Here is a 17,913-nt window from a genome sequence, read left to right on the forward strand (position 1 = left end):
GTTTCGCGTACCCGTGCTCAGTCCGCGATCAGCCCTTCCCGCAGCTGCGCCAGCGTCCGCGTGAGCAGCCGCGACACGTGCATCTGCGAGATCCCGACCTCCTCGCCGATCTGCGACTGGGTCATGTTCGCGAAGAAGCGGAGCATGATGATCCGCCGCTCGCGGGGCGGGAGCTTCGCGAGCAGCGGCTTGAGCGACTCGCGGTACTCGACGCCCTCCAGGGCCGTGTCCTCGTAGCCGAGGCGGTCCGCGAGCGAGCCCTCGCCGCCGTCGTCCTCGGGGGCCGGGGAGTCGAGCGAGGAGGCGGTGTACGCGTTCCCGACCGCGAGACCGTCGACGACGTCGTCCTCGGAGACGCCGAGGGCCTTCGCCAGCTCGGGCACCGTCGGGGAGCGGTCGAGCTTCTGCGCCAGCTCGTCGCTCGTCTTGGTGAGCGCGAGGCGCAGCTCCTGGAGCCGCCTCGGCACCCGCACCGACCACGAGGTGTCGCGGAAGAACCGCTTGATCTCGCCGACCACGGTCGGCATCGCGAAGGTCGGGAACTCGACCCCGCGCTCGCAGTCGAAGCGGTCGATCGCCTTGATCAGGCCGATCGTGCCGACCTGGACGATGTCCTCCATCGGCTCGTTGCGGCTGCGGAAGCGTGCCGCCGCGTACCGCACGAGCGGGAGGTTCAGCTCGATGAGGGTGTCGCGGACGTAGGCGCGCTCGGGGCTGTCCTGGGCGAGGGTCGCCAGGCGCAGGAAGAGGGCGCGCGAGAGGGTGCGGGTGTCGAGGCTCGCGGAGGAGGCGGCGCCCGTCTCCGGCGCCGCTCCCGACGGGGCGTCGGCGGGCGGGGTGACGACCGGCGGGATGCCGGCCGGTGGCGCGTCGATCAACGGGACGTCAGCCGCGAGCAGCGGCAGCACGTCTGACGGAACGTCGGTGGCGTCCTCGGCGAGGCGCTCCGTGACGGCTTCGGTACGGGGCTGCGGGAGCCCCGTGTCGAGTGTGCTGCGGCCCGCGAAGGGCCGGGCGGGAGGCGTGGCGGCCACCCGGTCGAGCCCGTCGGGGGTGCCCTTGCTGAGCGTGAGCACCTTCGAGCTGCCCTGTTCTGCGGACATGGCGGACATGGAGGACATGCCACCCCCTTGAGGTCGCGGACGGTCGCGGCGGGCGCTCCCGTCTGAGGAACGCAGCCTTCCCCCTGAATACCGGAGGCGGGGCTGCGGCAAACGCCGTTCCTGCAGAATGTCACATGTCGGCAACACGCTGTAGCGGTATGTCGACAAACGGCAGCCGGGCAGACCCGGGAAAAGGGGCTTCGGGGGCTATTTCAGGCGGGTCACGGCCTGGTGGGAGGCAAAAGCGAAAGTACCCGTTCCGGTTACGCGTCGATCCTGTTTGCGGATCTGAGACGCGCGAAGCTGCGCGCGAGCAAACGTGACACGTGCATTTGCGAGACGCCCAGCTCGGCGCTGATCTGGCTCTGCGTCAGGTTGTTGTAGTACCGCAGCAGGAGGATGCGCTGCTCGCGCTCGGGGAGCTGGACGAGCAGGTGGCGCACGAGGTCGCGGTGTTCGACGCCGTCGAGCGCGGGGTCCTCGTACCCGAGCCGGTCGAGCAGCCCGGGGAGCCCGTCGCCCTCCTGCGCGGCCTCCAGCGAGGTCGCGTGGTACGAGCGGCCCGCCTCGATGCAGGCGAGCACCTCGTCCTCGCCGATGCGCAGGCGCTCGGCGATCTCGGCGGTGGTGGGGGAGCGGCCGTGCGCGGTCGTGAGGTCCTCGGCGGCGCTGTTGACCTGCACCCACAACTCGTGGAGCCTGCGCGGTACGTGGACGGTGCGGACGTTGTCGCGGAAGTACCGCTTGATCTCGCCGACCACGGTGGGCATCGCGAAGGTCGGGAACTGCACGCCCCGGTCGGGGTCGAAGCGGTCGATCGCGTTGATGAGGCCGATCGTGCCGACCTGGACGACGTCCTCCATGGGCTCGTTGCGGCTGCGGAAGCGTGCCGCGGCGTAGCGCACGAGCGGCAGGTTCGCCTCGATGAGCGCGGCCCGCACCCGCCCGTGCTCCGGGCTGCCGGGGGTGAGGTTCTTGAGCCGGGCGAAGAGCACCTGGGTCAGGGCGCGGGTATCGGCCCCCCGGCTCCGGGGCGTCGTCGGCGGCGGTGTCACGGGCGTCGTACTGGCCGGCACGGTCATCGCCATCCCTTTTCCGCCTCGGTCTGTCCCTGACCCGACCTGTTCACTCTTCCGTCAAAAGCGGTCATAGCATCACAAGACATGCGCATCGTGCGCAAGCACCGGTGAAGGTCGTGTTGGGGGCGCGGAAGGGCGGCGTGAGAGGGCGCGCGCGGTGGTACGGGCGCGGGGAGGGTGCGCGGGGCGCGGCTTTACGGGCTCCGCGCGGTCGCGGGGCTGTACGCGGCGGCGGGGCTCTACGCGGCGCCGGGCGCGGGGCTCTACGCGGCGCCGGACTCCAAGCGGTCGCGGGGCTCTACGCGGTCGCGGGGCTCACTTGGCCCCGTTGGCCACCCACGTCATGAAGTCGCCGACGGCGCTCGCACCGTCCGAGACGCCCTCGAAGCCCGTCTGGACGTAGTCGGCGGCCTTGGCGGGATCGGTGATGATCACGTACAGCACGAAGACGATCACCGCGAACAGCGCGAGCTTCTTGGCCTGCGGCACTCCGGTCCCCTCCCCTGTGCGTGACGTCCGGTCATCCCGCCCGTGACGCCCAATCGTACGGTCGTACGGTACGCGCGGGGAGTCTAGCCTGTCCCCTCCGTACGGAGCCGGGCCCGCTCCCGCCCACGGGCGCCCGAATCGCCGCCCCCGGGGGCCGGGGTTACGTTGGGAAGAGTCCGTCGAAGGGGTTGAGCCATGCCTGACACGCAGCGCGAGAAGAACCTCGAGAAGGCCATCGAAGCGGCCCGGGACGAGCTGCACATCCTGCGGCGACGCGACCAGGAGAAGGCGAACACGCGCGACCACGGCCACGACTACAAGGCCATGCTGGAGGCCCGCGACAAGTTCGACGACTACGCGGGCCGCGTCCGCGAGGACCACGAGAAGGAACGCGACACGAACCGCCACGGCACTCGCGAGTGAGCGGGAGAGCCCGTGAGCCGTTGAGCGGATGCCGACAAGCCACCGGGGGCGGGGCGGGCCCCCGGCGCGGGCGCCGGGGGTGAAGGCGGAGCTGCGGCGAATCGGCGCGGCGGGCCCGGTACGGAGCCGTACCCACCCGCCCGAGCACCCTCGCCCCCTCCCGCGGTCCCGCGTTCGCGGCCCCCGGCAGACGGCGGTCCCGCCCCCCTCTCACACCCCCGGCACCTTCAACGCCCGCCACGAAGCCGCCCCCGGCCAGCCGTCCGCGTCGGCGCCGGTGTAGCCGAGCTTGCGCTGCCACTTCGCGTACGAGGCGCGGTCGGCGGCCGTCCACTGGGGGCCGGGGCCCTCGGCGTACGCGGAGCAGCCCTCGGCGACGAGGCGGCGGCCCATCGCCGTGACGAGCGCGGACTTCGGGGCCTTGTGGAACCAGTCGGCGCCGGGGAAGGGAGCCAGGGCGGGCGCGGTCCTCCGCGCGAGCAGTGCGGCGACGCGGGAGCGGAGCGAGGCCATGGTGAAGCCTGCCGGGTCGATCTTCTGGTTCGTCCACTCGCGGTGGCCGATGACGGAGGCCGCGCCCCAGCCGTGCGCGCGGCAGAGCGCGGCGGAGACGCGGGCGATCGCGGTGAGCTGGGCCTCGGGCCAGGGGTCCTTGCCGTTGCCGAGGTTCTCGCACTCGAAGCCGTAGAAGCGGGTGTTGCCGTCGGTGTCCTGGCGGTGCGGCGCGGGCAGCGCGCGCTCGGCGACGACGGCGGCGAGCACCGCCGAGTCGCCCGAACCGGCGTGGTTGGCGCGGCCGTTGCCGACCAGGTGCACCATGCCGTCCTTGGCGATGACGCCGTGGCACAGCGGACCGGGCAGGTCGGACCGTCCGGCGGAGCACAGCGCGACGGTCGCGGCGGTGCCCGAGGTGACGGTGTGGTGGATCATGACGCCGTTGACGGGCCCCCAGGGGCCCTTCGTGTTGCGGTTGTGGGTGCGCCAGCCGGGGTGCTCGACGACACTGACGCCTTCGGCGCGCAGGGCGGTGAGCAGGGCGGCGGCGGAGAGCGGGGTGGCCATGGGGGCTCCTGAGGAGGTACGGGAAAGGGGCCGCCCGCACGCGTGGTGCGGGCGGCCCCTTCGGGGGCGGGGCTCAGCGGGCGGCGAACTGCCAGAGCGTGAGGGCGGCGGCGAAGACCCCGGTGAGCGCGGCGATGCTGGCCAGCGGCCAGCGGGCGCGTTCGAGGGCGTCGATGCGGGCCTCGTGGTCGAGGAGCTGCCGGTCGGTCTGGTCGTTGCGCTGGACGACGAGCGCGAGGGAGCCGTCGACGCGCGCGAAGCCGGCTTCCATCGTGCCGCGCAACCGCTCCAGCTCGCGGGCCACGGCGACCGGGTCGTTCGCGTCGGTCGGGGTCACGACCGGCCCCGTACCTCGTCGTCCCGGCCCGTGCGCAGCCAGCCGGGCAGCACCGCCTGCACGGCGGGCACCGCCATGATCCTGGCGAGCACCCCCGAGACGGCGAGCGCCCCGCCCACCCAGGGCAGGGAACGGGGCAGCGAGCCGCTGTCCACGAGTGCGGGCAGTGCGAGGAGCAGCCCCACGGCAGTCTGGACGACCGTACGCAGGGCACGGGTGGTGGTGGGGGTCATGCGCGTGTCCTCCGGTGTCTTTCCGAGGTGGTGTCAGGCCGTGTACGGGACCTTGAGCGCGTTCCAGGAGCCCGCCCCCGGCCAGCCGTCCGCGTCCGCGCCGGTGTAGCCGAGCTTGGTCTGCCACTTCGCGTACGAGGCGCGGTCGGCCTCGCTCCACTGCGGGCCGGGGCCCTCGGTGTACGCGGAGCAGCCCTCGGCGACGAGCCGGCCGCCCATCGCGGCGACGATCGTGGACTTCGGCGCGGCGCGGAAGAAGGCGTCGCCCGGGAAGGGCTGGTACCGGGTGGCGTCGCTGCCGGGCGCCGCGGCGAGCAGGGCGGCGACCCGTGCGCGCATCGAGGCCATGCTGAAGCCCTTGGGGTCGATCTTCTGGTTGGTCCACTCCAGGTGGCCGATGACGGAGGCGGCGGTCCAGCCGTGCGCGCGGCAGATCGCGGCGCAGGCGCGGGCGATGCCTTCGAGCTGGGCCTCGGGCCACGGGTCGGAGCCGTCGCCGAGGTTGACGCACTCGAATCCGTAGAAGCGCGTGTTGCCGTCGGCGCCGGTCTGGTCCGGAGCGGGCAGCGGGGTCTCCGCGATGACCGCGGCGAGTACGTCGGGGTCGCCCGAACCGGCGTGGTTGGCGCGCCCGTTGCCGACGAGGTGGACGCTGCCGTCCTTCGGGATGACGCCGTGGCACAGCGGCCCCGGCAGGGCCGAGTCGCCGGTGTAGCAGTAGGCGACCGAGGCGTCGGTGCCCGAGGTGACGGTGTGGTGGACGATGACGCCGTTGACGGGGCCCCAGGCGCCCACGGCGTTGCGGTTGTGGGTGCGCCAGTCGCCGTACTCGACGGCGGTGACGCCCTCGCCGCGCAGGGCGGTGAGGAGGGCGTCGGCGGTGAGAGGGGTGGCCATGGTGGTGGTTCCTTCCGGAGGAGGGGAGGCGGTCAGGAGACCGCGGCCCAGATCGCGTTGGCGTCCGGGATGATCGTGGAGGGGGTGAAGCTCGTCGGCAGCGAGGTCTGCCCCGTGGCCGTCAGCCGCCCGTACCGCTGGAAGGCGTTCGGCATGGAGGCGCCGCCACCGGGCCGGTCGCCCATGCTGGCGCCGACGAGGAAGGCGGGGCCGTTCCCCTTGGGGTCGGGCCCGTTGACGAGCAGCGCCACCCAGTAGTTGCCCGCGAGGGCGGTGTAGGCGGTGGTGAGCTTGAGGACGAAGGTGGCGCCGGAGGTCTTGGTGATCAGCTTGTCGAGCGTGCCCGTGACCCCGACGCGTGTGCCGGCGCTCGTGTACAGGCCCGCGTACGAGGTGGCCGCGAGCGCTCCGCCCGCGTAACCGGGCACGTAGAAGCAGACGTTGGTGATCGTCCCGCCGCTCGTGAGCGGGATGCCGATGAGGTAGACGTTGCCGTTGATGCAGTACTGCGCGCTGGAGGCGGAGGACGTCGCCGGGTCGTAGGCCCACGCCTTGAAGCCGACGGCGGCCGGTGTCCAGACCCCGGAGGCGGTGACGGACTCGACGTACGAGCGGCGCACGAGGTGGTTGGGGCTCGTCGGGTCGGCGGTCGTGGCGGGGGCGGCGGAGAAGGTCTTGCTCCCGGCGACGGTCTGGTTGCCGGTGAGGAGGACCGCCTCGTCGGCGGTGACGGCGCCGAGGTCGGCGGCGGCGAGGACGACGGCTCCGGTCTGCCCGTTGACCGAGACGACGGGCGCCGAGCCCGGCGTCAGGTAGCGGGCGTCGGCGTCGGTGCGGGTGAGCGCGCCGAGGTCCGCGGCGGCGAGCACGACGTCCCCCGTCCTGCCGTTGACGGAGGCGACCCCGGCGCCGCCCGCCGGGAGCTGCGCGGCCGGGACCTTGCCCGTGGTGTCGAGCTGGGCGACCCCGCCGGCCGCGCCGACGGCCGAGGCGGCGACGGCGCCGAGGTCGGCCGCGTCGAGGACGACATCGGTCTCGGTGCGGCCGTTGACGGACCGCACCGGACCGGCCGGCCCCTGCGGCCCCGGTTCACCGGGCGGCCCCGCCGGTCCCGGCACGGTGACGTACTGGGTGCCCGCCGGGTCGGCGGGGGCGAGGTCGGCGAGGTCCACCTCGGGCACGGCGGCGGCGAGCGCGATGTGGTAGGTGCGCGGGCGCCCCGCGCCGGTCAGGCGCTCGGTGACGGTGTACGTCCAGCCGTACGGGTTCCACCCCTCGGCGTCGGTGGCCGGGAGGGTCACGTCGAGCCGTCCCTCGGCGTCGAGCGCGGCCGTGGTCGGCCCGCCCACGAAGAGGTCGGCGGCGGAGTGGGTCAGCAGCGCGGGCGGCTGGAAGACGACGCTCCCGCCCAGCGGGTGGCCGTCGAGGCCGAGGTACCGGGCGGTGAGCCGGACGGTGGGGATGGATTCGGGCAGCACGAGAACTCCGTTGGTGGTGAGGGAAGCGGGAGAAGGGGAGCGGGGCGGGGCGGTGTTCCCGCTCAGGACTGCACGCCGTACAGGCCCCGCGGCTGGCAGGCGACCGTGTCGCCCGTCGTCGCGACCTTCGCCTGGATCTCGAAGGCGACGATGTCGCCGAAGGAACCGGGGAGGTCGGCGAGGAGCGTCACGCTCTGGCCCGCCGCGCCCGTCACCCGCTGCTCCTCGCCCGCCGGGGCGCCGTTGACGAGCAGCCGGACGGCCGCGCCCGCGGAGCCGGAGACGGCCACGAGCCCGTACACCTTGGGGTGCTGGGCGAAACCGGGACCGGCGTACAGCGTCGTCCACTCCGTCGCCGAGGTGGACTGCCATCCGGCCGTCGCCACCGGCACGGGCGTCGGGAAGGGCAGGTACGGGCGGCCCAGGCCGCCGCGCGCCGCGTCGGTGGCCAGGACCGTGTTGCCCCGGTGGTCGAGGACGCGCAGCGCCTGCACCGGGGCCTTCTCGGGATCGGTGGTGAGCAGCGAGAGGGCGAGCGAGCCGTCGTCGCGGCGCAGCGTCAGGCCCTGCTGGTACCGCTTGGCCTCGGTGTCGCGGTCCGGCTCGACGCGCCCGACGAGGAACAGGTCCTCGCCGAGCGAGGTGCGGGCCCGGATGCGGCCCTGGTCGCCGACGACGATGTCTCCGTTGCCGACCTGGTTCATCGGCGGGCTGCTGTTGGCACTCGCCATGAGACCGCGCACCCGGCGCTCGATCTCCCTGATGCGGTCGAGGAGATCGGTGGGGACGGTGGCCATGTCTCACATCCCTTCGAGGTAGAGCGTCGCCGTCTCGGCCTTGGCGCGCTGGGGCGGTTCGATCGCGATGCCGACGACGCGGAAGCGCTCCTCCTCCGGCTCCTGGTGCCACAGGTCGCGCAGCCGCAGGCGCACGTTCGCGCCGAGCAGCGCGGGCGAGATCCGCCCGTCGAGCCGCACGGTGATCTCCGGGATCACCTCGGGCATGCGCTGCCGGGCGAGCTGGGCCTGGGCGAGGGAGCGCAGGACGGCCGGGTCGGTGACCCCGCTGTGGTCCGAGGTGGACTCCAGGCGCGGCCAGCCGGCCGCGAGGTCCTCCGGGGACTCGACCGAGACGGTGAGCGGCTGGGACTCCTCGGCCTGGTCGGCGTTGGGCGAGTCCCCGCGCGCCACCCACACGTCGGCCTGCACGGTCGAGTCGGCCGGGAGGCTGTAGGTGAGCACCTGGCCGGGGTGGTCGAGGACGAGGTCCTCGGCGCTGCCGCTGATGACCGGGTGGCCGAGCTGGAGGCGCTTGGCGCGGCGCCCCTCGGCGTCCCGGTAGCAGCGCACCCGCCACTCGAAGCCGCTGTCGAACTGCGCGATCTGGTCGAGGAGTTCGCGGATACGGGTGAGCCCGGAGGCGGCGAAGGAGGCATCGCGCGCGATCCCGGAGACCTCGCTGCCGAGCTGGATGCCGATGTCGCCGCCCGGCTGCTCCTGCGCGTGCGCGACGAGCATCCGCGCGAGGTCGAACTGCTCGGTCGCCGTCGCGGTGAAGTCGTGCGCGAGAATGCGGTGATCGAGGTACGAGTCGAAGGTGCCGGCCTGGAACTCGACCTGGACGCGGCCTCGTTCGTCGCTGGAGGGGGTACGGGTCCACAGCACCCCGCCCCACCAGATGTCCCCGTCCCGCTCCAGCCACACCGCCGTGCGTCCGGGCACGAGTGCCGTCCGGGCGCGCGCGGCGAGCGCGGCGTCGGGGAGCGGGACGGTCGCCGAGAGCGAGCCGGCCTTGCCTATGTAGTCGTCGAACTTGGTGTCCGTCAGGGGCAATACGTCGATGACCTGGTCGGTGCGCAGATCGCAGAAGACGGCCCGGTAGACGGGGGTGAGGGGCGCGTACGCGGTACGCGGGGAACTCGGCACGCGGCGGCTCCTTCTAGAAGACGGGGTCGACGCGGACGAAGCGGTTGTCGAACCAGTGGCTGTTGGTCGTGGCGCTGGCGCAGTACGCGGAGACCGCCGCGTAGGTGGCGCCCGCGACGAGCCCGGTGATCTGGAAGGTCGTGCTGACCGACTGCATGTCGCGCCCCGCGGTGGTCGCGCAGCGGGTCTCGTCGGTCGGGGCGCCGAGTATCAGCGCGCCGTCCTTGCGCAGGTTGATGGTCATCCGGCCCCAGCCGCCGTCCACCGAGGAGCGCCCCTGGTAGCCGACGGTGACGAGGATCTTCCCGGACGGGGGCGCCGTGAAGGTCGTGGTGACGGTCGGGCCGTTGGTGTCGGTGAGGGACTCGGTCCACGCGGTCGCCTTGCAGTAGCCGCCGTCGTTGTTGAACGAGAACGACGGGCTGGGCGCCGCGAGGGTCCACGCGGTGCCGTTCCAGCGCTCCAGGCGGCCCGCGTTGTCGCGGTACTGGCCGGTGTAGGTGCCGGTGGCGAGCTGACCGGCCGGGGCGATGCCGCCGAGCTGGCTCGGGTAGCCGAGCCAGCGGGTGCCGTCCCAGCGCTGGAGCTGGCTGCCGCTGTCCCGGTACTGGCCCGGGTAGGCGCCCTGCTCGGCGGCGCCCCCGTAGAGCGGCAAAATGCCGCCGACGGCGACGGTCGTGGTGCGCAGCTCGGTCACGGCGCTCGTCCAGTTGACACCGCCCGTGCCGACCGAGGCGCCCGCGGGGACGAGGACGGTGGCGAGCGGGAGCGAGGCGGGCGGGGTCTGCGGGGCCCGCGGGGTGGCCTCCGGGGCGCCCTGGACGATTTCGAGCACGGCCTCGGTGCGGCCGGTGTTGTCGAACTGGGCGTCGTAGACCCGCAGCACGACGAGGTCGGTGCGCGGGTTGTTGGCGTCGCCGTCCGCGAAGGTGAGGGCGGTGTAGTCGGTGAGGACGACGGGGTAGGCCCCGGCGGCCTCGGAGCCCTGGACGACGGCGCGGCCCGGGGCGATGGTGGCGGTCATCCCGGCGGTGGTGCCGAAGACGTAGAGCCCGGACATGAGCGACTTGCCGTCCGGCGAGCCGGGGACGATGCCGCCGCGGCTCGCGAGGCCGCTGGTCGGGGTCATGGTGCCGAGGGGGGCGAGGCGGGTGTCGGTACGGGACTGGCCGGTCTCGGCGTCGGTGCGGTTGACGAGCCAGGCGCTGCGGACGGGCATGGGGTCTCCTGGGAGTTCGCGGGGTACGGGGGTGGGTGGCCTTCTCGCGCGGCGCGCGCGTCACCAGTGGCCGTCGCGCCACCTGACCGTGACGCGGGCCGCCGGGTCCGGGGTGGTGTCGTCGGCGCGGAAGGCGAGGTCGGTGGTGCCGGGGTCGAGCTGGAAGAGCTGCTCGGGCGCGGAGTCGGGGGTCGCGGTGTAGAGGCGGGACGCGGTGCCGTTGAGGAGGACCGTGCCGGCCTGTGTGTCGACGGTGAGCACGTCGCCCGCGCCGAGCGCGATCCCGTACTGGAGCTGGCGGCCGTCCGAGAGCCGGGTGAGCGAGGGCCGTTGGACGGGGCCGTGGAACTCGACGAGCGGGCGCACGGCGGCGCTGCCGTCGTTGAGCGCGGTGAGGGAGCCCGCCGCGCCGCTGCTGCCCCAGTCCAGCGGCCAGCTCAGGTGCGGGCCGTTCGCGTCGTCCCAGGAGAGCCCGGCCTCCGCGCTCGGCAGCCCGGTGGTGGCCTCGTGGAGCGCGATGCCGTAGCGGCGCGGGTCGGTCGCGGTCCACTGGAGGCTGAGCTTGGCGACGCCCTGGGTGGCGTAGCCGCGGTCCTGCGGGACGACCCGGCGGCTGACCCTGGCCCGTACCGCGAGCGTCTCGCCGAGCAGCCGTACGGCGAGCCAGCGTTCGCCGCCGTCGGGCCCGGTCGCGGCGCGCAGGGTCCGCGCATGGGCGAGCGGCGCGGTGCCCGCCGGGGGCGCGAGCCACAGCGTGGCGCCGACGAGGCGCGACTGGGCCCAGCGGTCGCCGGGCCAGGCGCCGTGCTGGTCGGGGCGGAGCACGTCGCCGAGGTCGAGTTCGGGCAGGTCGTCCCAGCCGGTGAGGCCGGAGCGGTCGACGGGGTAGGGGGTGCCCTCGCCCAGGAGCAGCCCGCCGAACTGGAGTTGTCCGTCGCGGGTGATGAGGGAGCCGGGGGCGAGGTCGGCGGTGGGGTCGGGGGCGCCTGCCGCCTGGTCGGCGGGGTTCGCCTCGGCCGGACCGGCCGGGTTCTCGACGAGCGGGAGGAGGGGTGTGGTCTCGGCCATGGGGCCGTCACCTCGTTACGGGTCGGAGCGGTACGGGGGCGGGGCCGCGTCGGGCGGGTGAGCGGTACGGGGCCGCTCGGGCCGCCCGCCGGGCGGGTCAGGCCGCTGCCGAGGCCCGCAGGAAGAGGAGGTCGTCGGCGACGGTGAGCGGGCTGCTGCCGGGGCGCTCGGCGTAGACGCGGACCCCGGGGCGGCCGGCGAAGAGGGCGGGCCCGGTGGTGGCGGGGGCGGGCGCGGGCAGCAGGCGGGCGAGGGCGGCGAGCGGGCGGACGGCGGCGGCGCCGGGGCTCGCGGCGGGCTGGACGATGCCGCCCTCGGCGAGCATGGGGATCTTCGAGAGGTGGACGCCGAACTTCTTGCCGAAGAAGCTGAAGCTCAGGTGGTTGAGGCCGTCGATGATCCAGTTCGCGAAGGCGATGAGGCCCTTGACGGGCCCGGTGATGACTCCGGCGACGGTCTGGATGCCGGTGGCGAGGAAGCCGCCCATGCCGCGCAGCGTCTTCGTCATCGCGTCGCGGACGCGCGTGAAGGCGCCGGGGAGCTTGGAGCGGAGCCAGTCGAGTACGGGTCGCACGGCGTCCTTGAGCGCGGCGAACGGGGCCCTGGCGAGCGCGGTCAGGGCGCGGCTCGCGGTCGACACGGTGCTCTGCGCGGTACGGAAGGCGGTGCCGAGCGGACCGCCGATCGCCTTGAGCACGGCGCTCGTCGTGTCCCGTATCCCCGCGAAGACGTTCCCGATCGTCTCGCCCCAGCCGCTGATGAGCGGCAGCATGAACGCGCTCACGGCCCGGAACGCTTCGAGGGCCGCGTCGAACACCTGCTGGACGATCCGTTGCCCGGTCTCGGAGTTGAGCGCGTACTCGATGATCAGCGCGCCGAGCGGGGCGACGACGCCGAGCAGGAAGCCGAGCGGGTTCGCCTTCATGACGGTGTTGATCGCGGTCATCGCGACCGAGCCGACGGTGAGGGCGGTCCCGAACAGCGTCATGAACTTGGTGACTTGGGGCGTCGCCGAGCCGAGCAGGCCGGTCGCCGAGCCGAAGAGCCCGGCCCCGGCCGCGAGGGCGCCGAGGGCAGCGAGGGGGGTGCGGACGCGGGTGGCGCCGGAGCGGATGCGGCCGGCGGCCGAACCGGCCGACGCGCCGGTCCCGCGCAGGGCCGCCGCCGTCCTCGTGGCGGGCGCGGAGACGGAACGCACCCCGCCCGTCGCCTCGTTGGCCCGCGTCCGTACGGCGTCGACCGAGGCGCCGGTACGGGTCAGCGCGGTCGTCAGGCGCCGGGCCGCGCCGCCCGCCGAGGAGGCGTTGCCGAGGAAGGAGCCGAGCGGTCCCGCGATGCCCGCGAGCGGGTCGGCGAGGCGGCTCGTCATCCGCGCGCCTTCGACAGGAAGAGCAGCGCGGAGGCGGTGTCCTGGAGGCTCCCGGTGTTCGCCTCGTAGTACTGCTCGATGTAGAAGCCGCCGTCGCTCGCCGCCGCGCCCGTGCCGAGGACCCCGGCGCGGGTCGAGTGCCCGAGCAGCCGGCTCAGCTTGGAGAGCGGCAGGACGGCCTCGGCCTCACCGGCCTCGGCGAGGATCGTGTGCACGCCGCCTGAGCGGGGCTGGACGATGCCGCCCTGGGCGAGGCGCGGGATCGTCGGCAGGTGGATGCCGAAGGACTTGCCGCCGACGACGGGCACCCAGCCCGGGACCGAGACGCGGATGCCGTTGAGGCGGCCGATCGCCGAGTTGATGAGCCCGATCACCGCGTTGACCGGCCCGCTCACCGCGCCCTTGATGGCGCCGAAGGCGTTGCTCGCGATCGACTTGAGGCCGCTCCAGGCGCTGGAGAGCTTGCTGCGCACGGCGGTGAAGGCGGCCGGGACGGTGTTGCGGATCCAGTTCACGACCGGCGAGATGACGGCCTTGACGCCGTTCCAGACGGACGTGACGACGCTCTTGATGGCCTTCATCGCCGTCGTGATGACGGTTTTCCAGATGTTGAAGTACGTCTTGACGACGGTGGCGACGGCTTTGACGACGGTGGAGACGGCGGTCTTGATGCCGTTCCACACCTTCTTCATGAGGTCACCGGCGGCCTTCATGATCGGGCCGACGGCCTTCATGACGGCGCTGATGACGGTGCGGATGGCGCTGAAGGCGGCCTTGAGCACCTTCTGCATGGTCTTCGACTGGGCCGCCATGTCGACGACCTTGGCGATGAGCGGGGCGAGCAGGGCCATGAGCACGCCGATGAGGTTGCCCTTCATCGACTTGTTGAGCCCCTTCATGCCCTTGTCCGCCTTGGCGGCCCCGGACTGGAACTTCCCGATCGCGGCCCCGCCCGTCTGCCCGGCCTTCCCGGCCTTGGTGACGGACTTCTCGGCCTTGTCGGCGGCGGACTTGAGGGAGCCCAGCTCCTTGGCGGACTGGGTGGCGGAGGTTTTGAGCGAACGCAGCCCGGTGCCGCCGTTCTGCGCGGAGCGGGAAAGCGCACCGGCCGACTGCTCGGCCTGCTGGACATTTCTCTTGAAGGTCTGGAGGCCGCTGGAGGCCTTGCTGAGAGCTTGGGCGAGTCCCATGAGTGGTCATTCCTGTCAGACGAGGGCATTGACGAGAAGCTCGACCTGTCGGCGAAGGGTGTCGATGTCCCGGTCCTGGCGGCGGCGCCCGGTCCCCGTGACACCCCTCGCGCTTGAGGCGGCGGTCTGCGTACGACGTGCCCGGTCGTTGAGGGCGTCGACGTCGCTGGGAAGCCGGGTGTGGTGGCCACCCGCAGGGAGTTCGCGCGCGAGGCGGTCCACCACCGGAACCAGACGGCCGATCCGGCCCGTGGACCCCAGGTCGGCGGTGTGTCCGCGGACTGTGTCGCGCAGGGTGACGACCTCGCCGGAGCCGGTGAATTTCGCGAGCAGGTCGTTGACATGCGTCTCGATCGTGCGGATGTTGTCGCGGGCGTGCTGCGTGTTCGCCCTCTCGGCCTGCGCGGCGGCCGATTCCTTCCAGATGAAGCCGTATTTGTTCCGGTAGAAGCCCTTACGTTCCAGGAACTTCACCATGATCTCGCTGCCGGAGAAAAGCGCGGGGAGGATCGACGCGCTGATGAGCGTTCCCAGCGTGGCCGTGGCGATCGAACCCACACCGAAGGAAGTGAAAGTGCCCATCGCGGAGCCGGTCCAGCTGAAGTTGGAGGACGCCACCGGGTCGTACCCGACAAAGGGGGCTTCCTTCGGTTTCGTCTTCTCGTCGACGTAGGCCGTGGTGGCGAGCCCGTCCCCGCCACCGCTCGTCAGCGCCTCCTTGCGGATGTCGCTCTTCTTGGCGGTTTCCTTCAGGTCTTTCTCAAGGCCGCTGACCTTCTGTTCCAGAGTGCGGATCTTTTGCTCGTCAGACATCTCCGTTACCTTTTCTCGAAGACAGGGCTCCGCAGGGTGGCGCTCTGCCGGGAAAGGCGCCGTTTATCGTGATTTTTCTTTTCTATTCGCCTGCTGTCGTGGCCGCGGTGATCGGGCTTTTGATGATGCTGCCGAGGTATTTCCTGAAGCGGCATGGCAAGCCGGTCGTGGGGGAGCGTGGGAGTGCGAGTGGCGGGACCGGCTCGCTCGATGTCGTCGTGCACTACGTGGACCCGCACGGTGCGGAGCGGCATATCACGGTGGATTTCTCGGATATCGACGGTGAGGGGCGTGGTGATCCGGTCGCGCTCGTCTTTGACCCGGGCAGGCCGGGGCGTGCCATGACGTTGAAGGAGTTCACCGCGCCCTGGTGGCGCACGGTCGGTGGGTTTGTGGTGCTGCTCGGGACGGTCATGGCTGTCGCGGCGACCGTCCTGCTGATCTTCGCCTGAGTCGATGCGCGCAGGCCGGGCCGGCGGGCTTGCGGGGAGACTTCACAGCGGCTGACAGCTCGTCGGCGTTCGGCCTCGGCGGCGAGGCCGGGATGGTCGCGACGGGGGGCGTACGGACGGACAAGCGAAACCGCGGCGAACAGGGCGGGGGTTGACGACTCCGAGGACCCGAGGAACCGCGACGTCGCTGTTCACCACGCGAATGCCGGCAAATACGGCGCGCACATGGAATCGGCTCCGGGCATTCGCCCCACCGCCCCGTCTCGCTCGTAGGAGACATCGTGATGCTGGTGAGCTGGGATTCGCCCCGTGGTCGGCCAGGGGGCGGAATGGTCAGGGAGGGTAATCGGGTGCCGTACAGCGAGTTGGCGCTGGATCTTTCGGGGAGCGGGATCTGGTTCTTCACGGGGGGATTCGTGTGGATCGGTTTCGGGATTCTGCTGTCCTTCGGGGAAGTGCGGCGCGGGCGGCGCCGACGGGAGACCACCGGGAAGTGCGTGTCCTCGTCGTACCGGCCTTCGGACAGGTCGTACTCGTACCTGTTCAGGGACCCGACCGATTCCACGGTCGAGGCGCACATCAGGGTGAAGTCGGGCGGCGGCCGGGGGCACTTCAAGGAGGGGCAGAGCGTCACCCTTTCCTACGACCCCAAGGACCACAGGGACACGAAGCTCGCTGAGGAGCGTTCACGCCTCGATCCGTGGAAGGGCGTCCTGTACGTCTCCCCCTTCGGGCTCATCCCCCTCGCTCAAGCGTGGATAGGTCTTTCGATCCTCCAGTAGGGCGACGGTGGAGGGGGAGTTCCAGAGGACGCCGCATACATCGTTGTGGGAGCGATCGTGATGCCGGTGAGCTGGGGTTCGCCGCGCTGTCGGCCAGGGGCGGAATGGCCGGGGAGGGGTATCGAGTGCTGTACAGCGAGTTGGCGCTGGATCTGTCGGGGGGGCAGGATCTGGGCCTTTACCGGTGGATTCGTGTGGATCGGTACAGGGATCTGCCTGTCCCTCGGGGAGGTGTGGCGTGGGTGGCGCAGGCGGGAGACCGTGGGCCGGTGCGTGATGGTGATGCACGATCGCTCGGCGAACTCGTACTCGTACATGTTCGAGGACCCGCAGACCCCACGATCGTGTCGCATCTCAAGGGGGACGGTGTCCGGCGCCATTTCCGGGAAGGCGAGCGCGTCACGCTCTCCTACGACCCGAAAAACCACAGGGACATGAAGCTGGCCGAGGACCGTAAGCGCGGCGACCCGTGGTGGGGCGTGCTGTACGTCTCTCCTTTCGGGCTCATTCCCCTCGCGTTGGCGTGGATCGGACTCTCGATACTCCAGTAGGGCGGCGGAGATCACCCGGGCAGGCCGGGGCGTGCCATGACGTTGAAGGAGTTCACCGCGCCCTGGTGGCGCACGGTCGGTGGCTTCGTGGTGCTGCTCGGGGCGGTCATGGCTGTCGCGGCGACCGTCCTGCTGATCTTCGCTTGAGCCGGTGCGGGCCCCCCGGGCCTCGGGGCGCTCGCTCTTTTCAGACCCAGCGGATGACTTCCGCGCGGAATTGAAGGGCCGCAATGCTTGCTGTCTGTGGATTCGTCTTTGTCTTCTCGGTTCTCGTTTTGGTTTATATAGGTGTTCCTTTTGTGCAGCAGAGGCCGTTGCGGGAACGGGGGAAGCACTCTCTCGCGTGGGAGGTGCGGCGTGTTCGGTCCTGGCGGAAGTTCCGTGTCGAGTGGGGCTTCGACCTGTGGGGAGGGGCCGGGACGGTCACGGTGTGGTCGACCAGCAAGTCATCGGAACCCTCGGATAACAGGCCGGTGGTCTACGACCCCGAGGACCCGCAACGGTGGTGCTTCAGTGCGCAGATGCCCCGCAACCCCGCACGTGTGAGGAACTGGCTCCGGGGCTTCTGGGTGGTGGCCGTGGTGACGCTCGTCGGGTCTGTCGTGCTGCTGGTGAGCTGAGCGCCGTGCGCGGCCCCGCTTCGCCCGTCAGCGGAAGAAACTGCTCAACTCGTGCGGAGCGGGCAGTGGTTCGGGGGACTCGGGGGCGGGAAAGGAGCGCGGTTCCGCCGCCGTGCCCGCCCGTACCGGCCTCGGGACCGGTTCCGGCATGTCCGGTTGTTCGGACTCGCCGTCGCTGTTGACGAGGGAGAACATCCAGTTCGCGGCGGCCAGGTGGTCGACCACCGCCGCGAGGAGGTAGTCGGTGACCGACCACTCGGCCGCCTCGCCCTCCGTGGCCCGGACCGTCGCGCTGTCGCGCGGGAGGTGGCGGATCAGGAGGGCGAGGCGGCGCGAGGTGAGGCGGCCCCGGTGCCAGTCGAGGAGGTCGAGCCCGAAGTGGCGGAGCAGATCGGCTTCGAGAGCCTCGGCGTGTTCTTCGGCGAACGCGTCGAGGCTCAGTCTTCCCCCAGGCCGAGCCCGGTCTCCTTGCCGTAGGCGTCGAGGATCGCCGCGATGTCCTGCATCGTGAGGTCGAGCCGGGCGAAGCGCGCGAACTGCTCCTTGCCGAGGAGGAGTTCGAGCAGACCGTCCACGTCGTTGTCGTCGAGCGCGCGCAGCCCGCGGGCGGTCGCGCGGCTCAGCTCGGTCGGCAGCCGGAAGGTCTCGCCGTCGAGGGCGAAGGACCAGTCGTGGCCGAGGGCCTCCATGCGCTGGGCACGGGCGGCGTTGACGTCGAAGGGGGCCATGGGGTCTCCGTTCAGGGGGAGTGGGTGGTACGGGTACGGGGGTGCCGGGCCGCGCGCGGCGGCACCGGCACCCCCGGGGGTGCCCGGCCGGGGCC

Annotated in this window: 21 protein-coding genes; 4 read left to right on the forward strand and 17 right to left on the reverse strand. The window is 72.0% G+C overall.

Annotated elements, in window-relative coordinates; genetic code table 11:
* Positions 1-17: 17 nt before the first annotated feature.
* From STTU_RS16385 to STTU_RS34955, 3 genes are all read right to left on the reverse strand, one after another.
* Positions 18-1,103 carry an RNA polymerase sigma factor SigF gene (locus STTU_RS16385; RefSeq protein ID WP_029397165.1) on the reverse strand — a complete coding sequence of 362 codons (1,086 nt, stop codon included), beginning with the start codon at positions 1,101-1,103 and terminating at the stop codon, positions 18-20.
* Positions 1,104-1,366: 263 nt separating this feature from the next.
* Positions 1,367-2,191: an RNA polymerase sigma factor SigF gene (locus tag STTU_RS16390; RefSeq protein ID WP_007824814.1), complete on the reverse strand. Its 825-nt coding sequence runs from the start codon at positions 2,189-2,191 to the stop codon at positions 1,367-1,369.
* A 306-nt stretch (positions 2,192-2,497) separates the two neighbouring features.
* Entirely contained in the window at positions 2,498-2,671 is a 174-nt protein-coding gene (locus STTU_RS34955) for a hypothetical protein (protein ID WP_007824815.1), read from the reverse strand.
* Between the two features lie 195 nt (positions 2,672-2,866).
* Here STTU_RS34955 and STTU_RS16400 point away from each other — a divergent pair, with 195 nt between their 5' ends.
* Positions 2,867-3,094 carry a hypothetical protein gene (locus tag STTU_RS16400; protein ID WP_007824816.1) on the forward strand — a complete coding sequence of 76 codons (228 nt, stop codon included), beginning with the start codon at positions 2,867-2,869 and terminating at the stop codon, positions 3,092-3,094.
* A gap of 210 nt (positions 3,095-3,304) precedes the next feature.
* Here STTU_RS16400 and STTU_RS16405 read toward each other — a convergent pair whose 3' ends face one another.
* The 12 genes from STTU_RS16405 to STTU_RS16460 all read right to left on the reverse strand — a co-directional run bounded on the left by STTU_RS16405 (position 3,305) and on the right by STTU_RS16460 (position 14,685).
* Positions 3,305-4,156 (reverse strand): peptidoglycan-binding protein, encoded by an 852-nt coding sequence (locus STTU_RS16405; RefSeq protein ID WP_007824817.1) that lies wholly within the window; start codon positions 4,154-4,156, stop codon positions 3,305-3,307.
* A 73-nt stretch (positions 4,157-4,229) separates the two neighbouring features.
* Positions 4,230-4,493, reverse strand: a complete 264-nt coding sequence (locus tag STTU_RS16410) for a hypothetical protein (RefSeq protein ID WP_009067215.1) — start codon at positions 4,491-4,493, stop codon at positions 4,230-4,232.
* Positions 4,490-4,726 (reverse strand): hypothetical protein, encoded by a 237-nt coding sequence (locus STTU_RS16415; protein ID WP_007824821.1) that lies wholly within the window; start codon positions 4,724-4,726, stop codon positions 4,490-4,492. The genes STTU_RS16410 and STTU_RS16415 overlap by 4 nt, the downstream gene beginning before the upstream one ends.
* A 33-nt stretch (positions 4,727-4,759) precedes the next feature.
* Complete coding sequence (locus tag STTU_RS16420; RefSeq protein WP_007824822.1) at positions 4,760-5,623, reverse strand: peptidoglycan-binding protein; 864 nt, start codon at positions 5,621-5,623, stop codon at positions 4,760-4,762.
* Between the two features lie 32 nt (positions 5,624-5,655).
* Entirely contained in the window at positions 5,656-7,101 is a 1,446-nt protein-coding gene (locus STTU_RS16425; protein WP_007824823.1) for a hypothetical protein, read from the reverse strand.
* A 62-nt stretch (positions 7,102-7,163) separates the two neighbouring features.
* Positions 7,164-7,898: a hypothetical protein gene (locus STTU_RS16430; RefSeq protein WP_007824826.1), complete on the reverse strand. Its 735-nt coding sequence runs from the start codon at positions 7,896-7,898 to the stop codon at positions 7,164-7,166.
* A gap of 3 nt (positions 7,899-7,901) precedes the next feature.
* Positions 7,902-9,026, reverse strand: coding sequence for a hypothetical protein (locus tag STTU_RS16435; protein WP_007824828.1), 1,125 nt, complete (start codon positions 9,024-9,026; stop codon positions 7,902-7,904).
* Positions 9,027-9,039: 13 nt separating this feature from the next.
* The gene (locus STTU_RS16440; RefSeq protein WP_007824830.1) at positions 9,040-10,245 is read right to left on the reverse strand and encodes a hypothetical protein; all 1,206 of its coding nucleotides are present in this window, start codon (positions 10,243-10,245) and stop codon (positions 9,040-9,042) included.
* Between the two features lie 60 nt (positions 10,246-10,305).
* Entirely contained in the window at positions 10,306-11,313 is a 1,008-nt protein-coding gene (locus STTU_RS16445) for a phage distal tail protein (protein WP_007824832.1), read from the reverse strand.
* A gap of 97 nt (positions 11,314-11,410) precedes the next feature.
* A complete protein-coding gene (locus STTU_RS16450) occupies positions 11,411-12,682 on the reverse strand; it encodes a hypothetical protein (protein WP_043255408.1) in 1,272 nt (423 codons plus the stop codon).
* Positions 12,679-13,872, reverse strand: coding sequence for a hypothetical protein (locus STTU_RS16455; protein ID WP_007824836.1), 1,194 nt, complete (start codon positions 13,870-13,872; stop codon positions 12,679-12,681). The genes STTU_RS16450 and STTU_RS16455 overlap by 4 nt, the downstream gene beginning before the upstream one ends.
* Before the next feature lie 15 nt (positions 13,873-13,887).
* Entirely contained in the window at positions 13,888-14,685 is a 798-nt protein-coding gene (locus STTU_RS16460; RefSeq protein ID WP_007824838.1) for a hypothetical protein, read from the reverse strand.
* Between the two features lie 68 nt (positions 14,686-14,753).
* Here STTU_RS16460 and STTU_RS16465 point away from each other — a divergent pair, with 68 nt between their 5' ends.
* The 3 genes from STTU_RS16465 to STTU_RS16475 all read left to right on the forward strand — a co-directional run bounded on the left by STTU_RS16465 (position 14,754) and on the right by STTU_RS16475 (position 16,470).
* Positions 14,754-15,137, forward strand: coding sequence for a DUF3592 domain-containing protein (locus tag STTU_RS16465; protein ID WP_043255411.1), 384 nt, complete (start codon positions 14,754-14,756; stop codon positions 15,135-15,137).
* Positions 15,138-15,487: 350 nt separating this feature from the next.
* Positions 15,488-15,919, forward strand: a complete 432-nt coding sequence (locus STTU_RS16470) for a DUF3592 domain-containing protein (protein WP_007824843.1) — start codon at positions 15,488-15,490, stop codon at positions 15,917-15,919.
* 125 nt (positions 15,920-16,044) lie between these two features.
* Entirely contained in the window at positions 16,045-16,470 is a 426-nt protein-coding gene (locus STTU_RS16475) for a hypothetical protein (protein WP_234019246.1), read from the forward strand.
* A 647-nt stretch (positions 16,471-17,117) separates the two neighbouring features.
* Here STTU_RS16475 and STTU_RS35485 read toward each other — a convergent pair.
* Positions 17,118-17,480, reverse strand: coding sequence for a hypothetical protein (locus STTU_RS35485; RefSeq protein ID WP_234019397.1), 363 nt, complete (start codon positions 17,478-17,480; stop codon positions 17,118-17,120).
* Positions 17,481-17,527: 47 nt separating this feature from the next.
* A complete protein-coding gene (locus STTU_RS16490) occupies positions 17,528-17,818 on the reverse strand; it encodes a hypothetical protein (protein WP_007824848.1) in 291 nt (96 codons plus the stop codon).
* Between the last annotated feature and the right edge of the window lie 95 nt (positions 17,819-17,913).

The sequence above is a fragment of the Streptomyces sp. Tu6071 genome (assembly GCF_000213055.1).
Classification (GTDB): Bacteria; Actinomycetota; Actinomycetes; order Streptomycetales; family Streptomycetaceae; genus Streptomyces; species Streptomyces evansiae.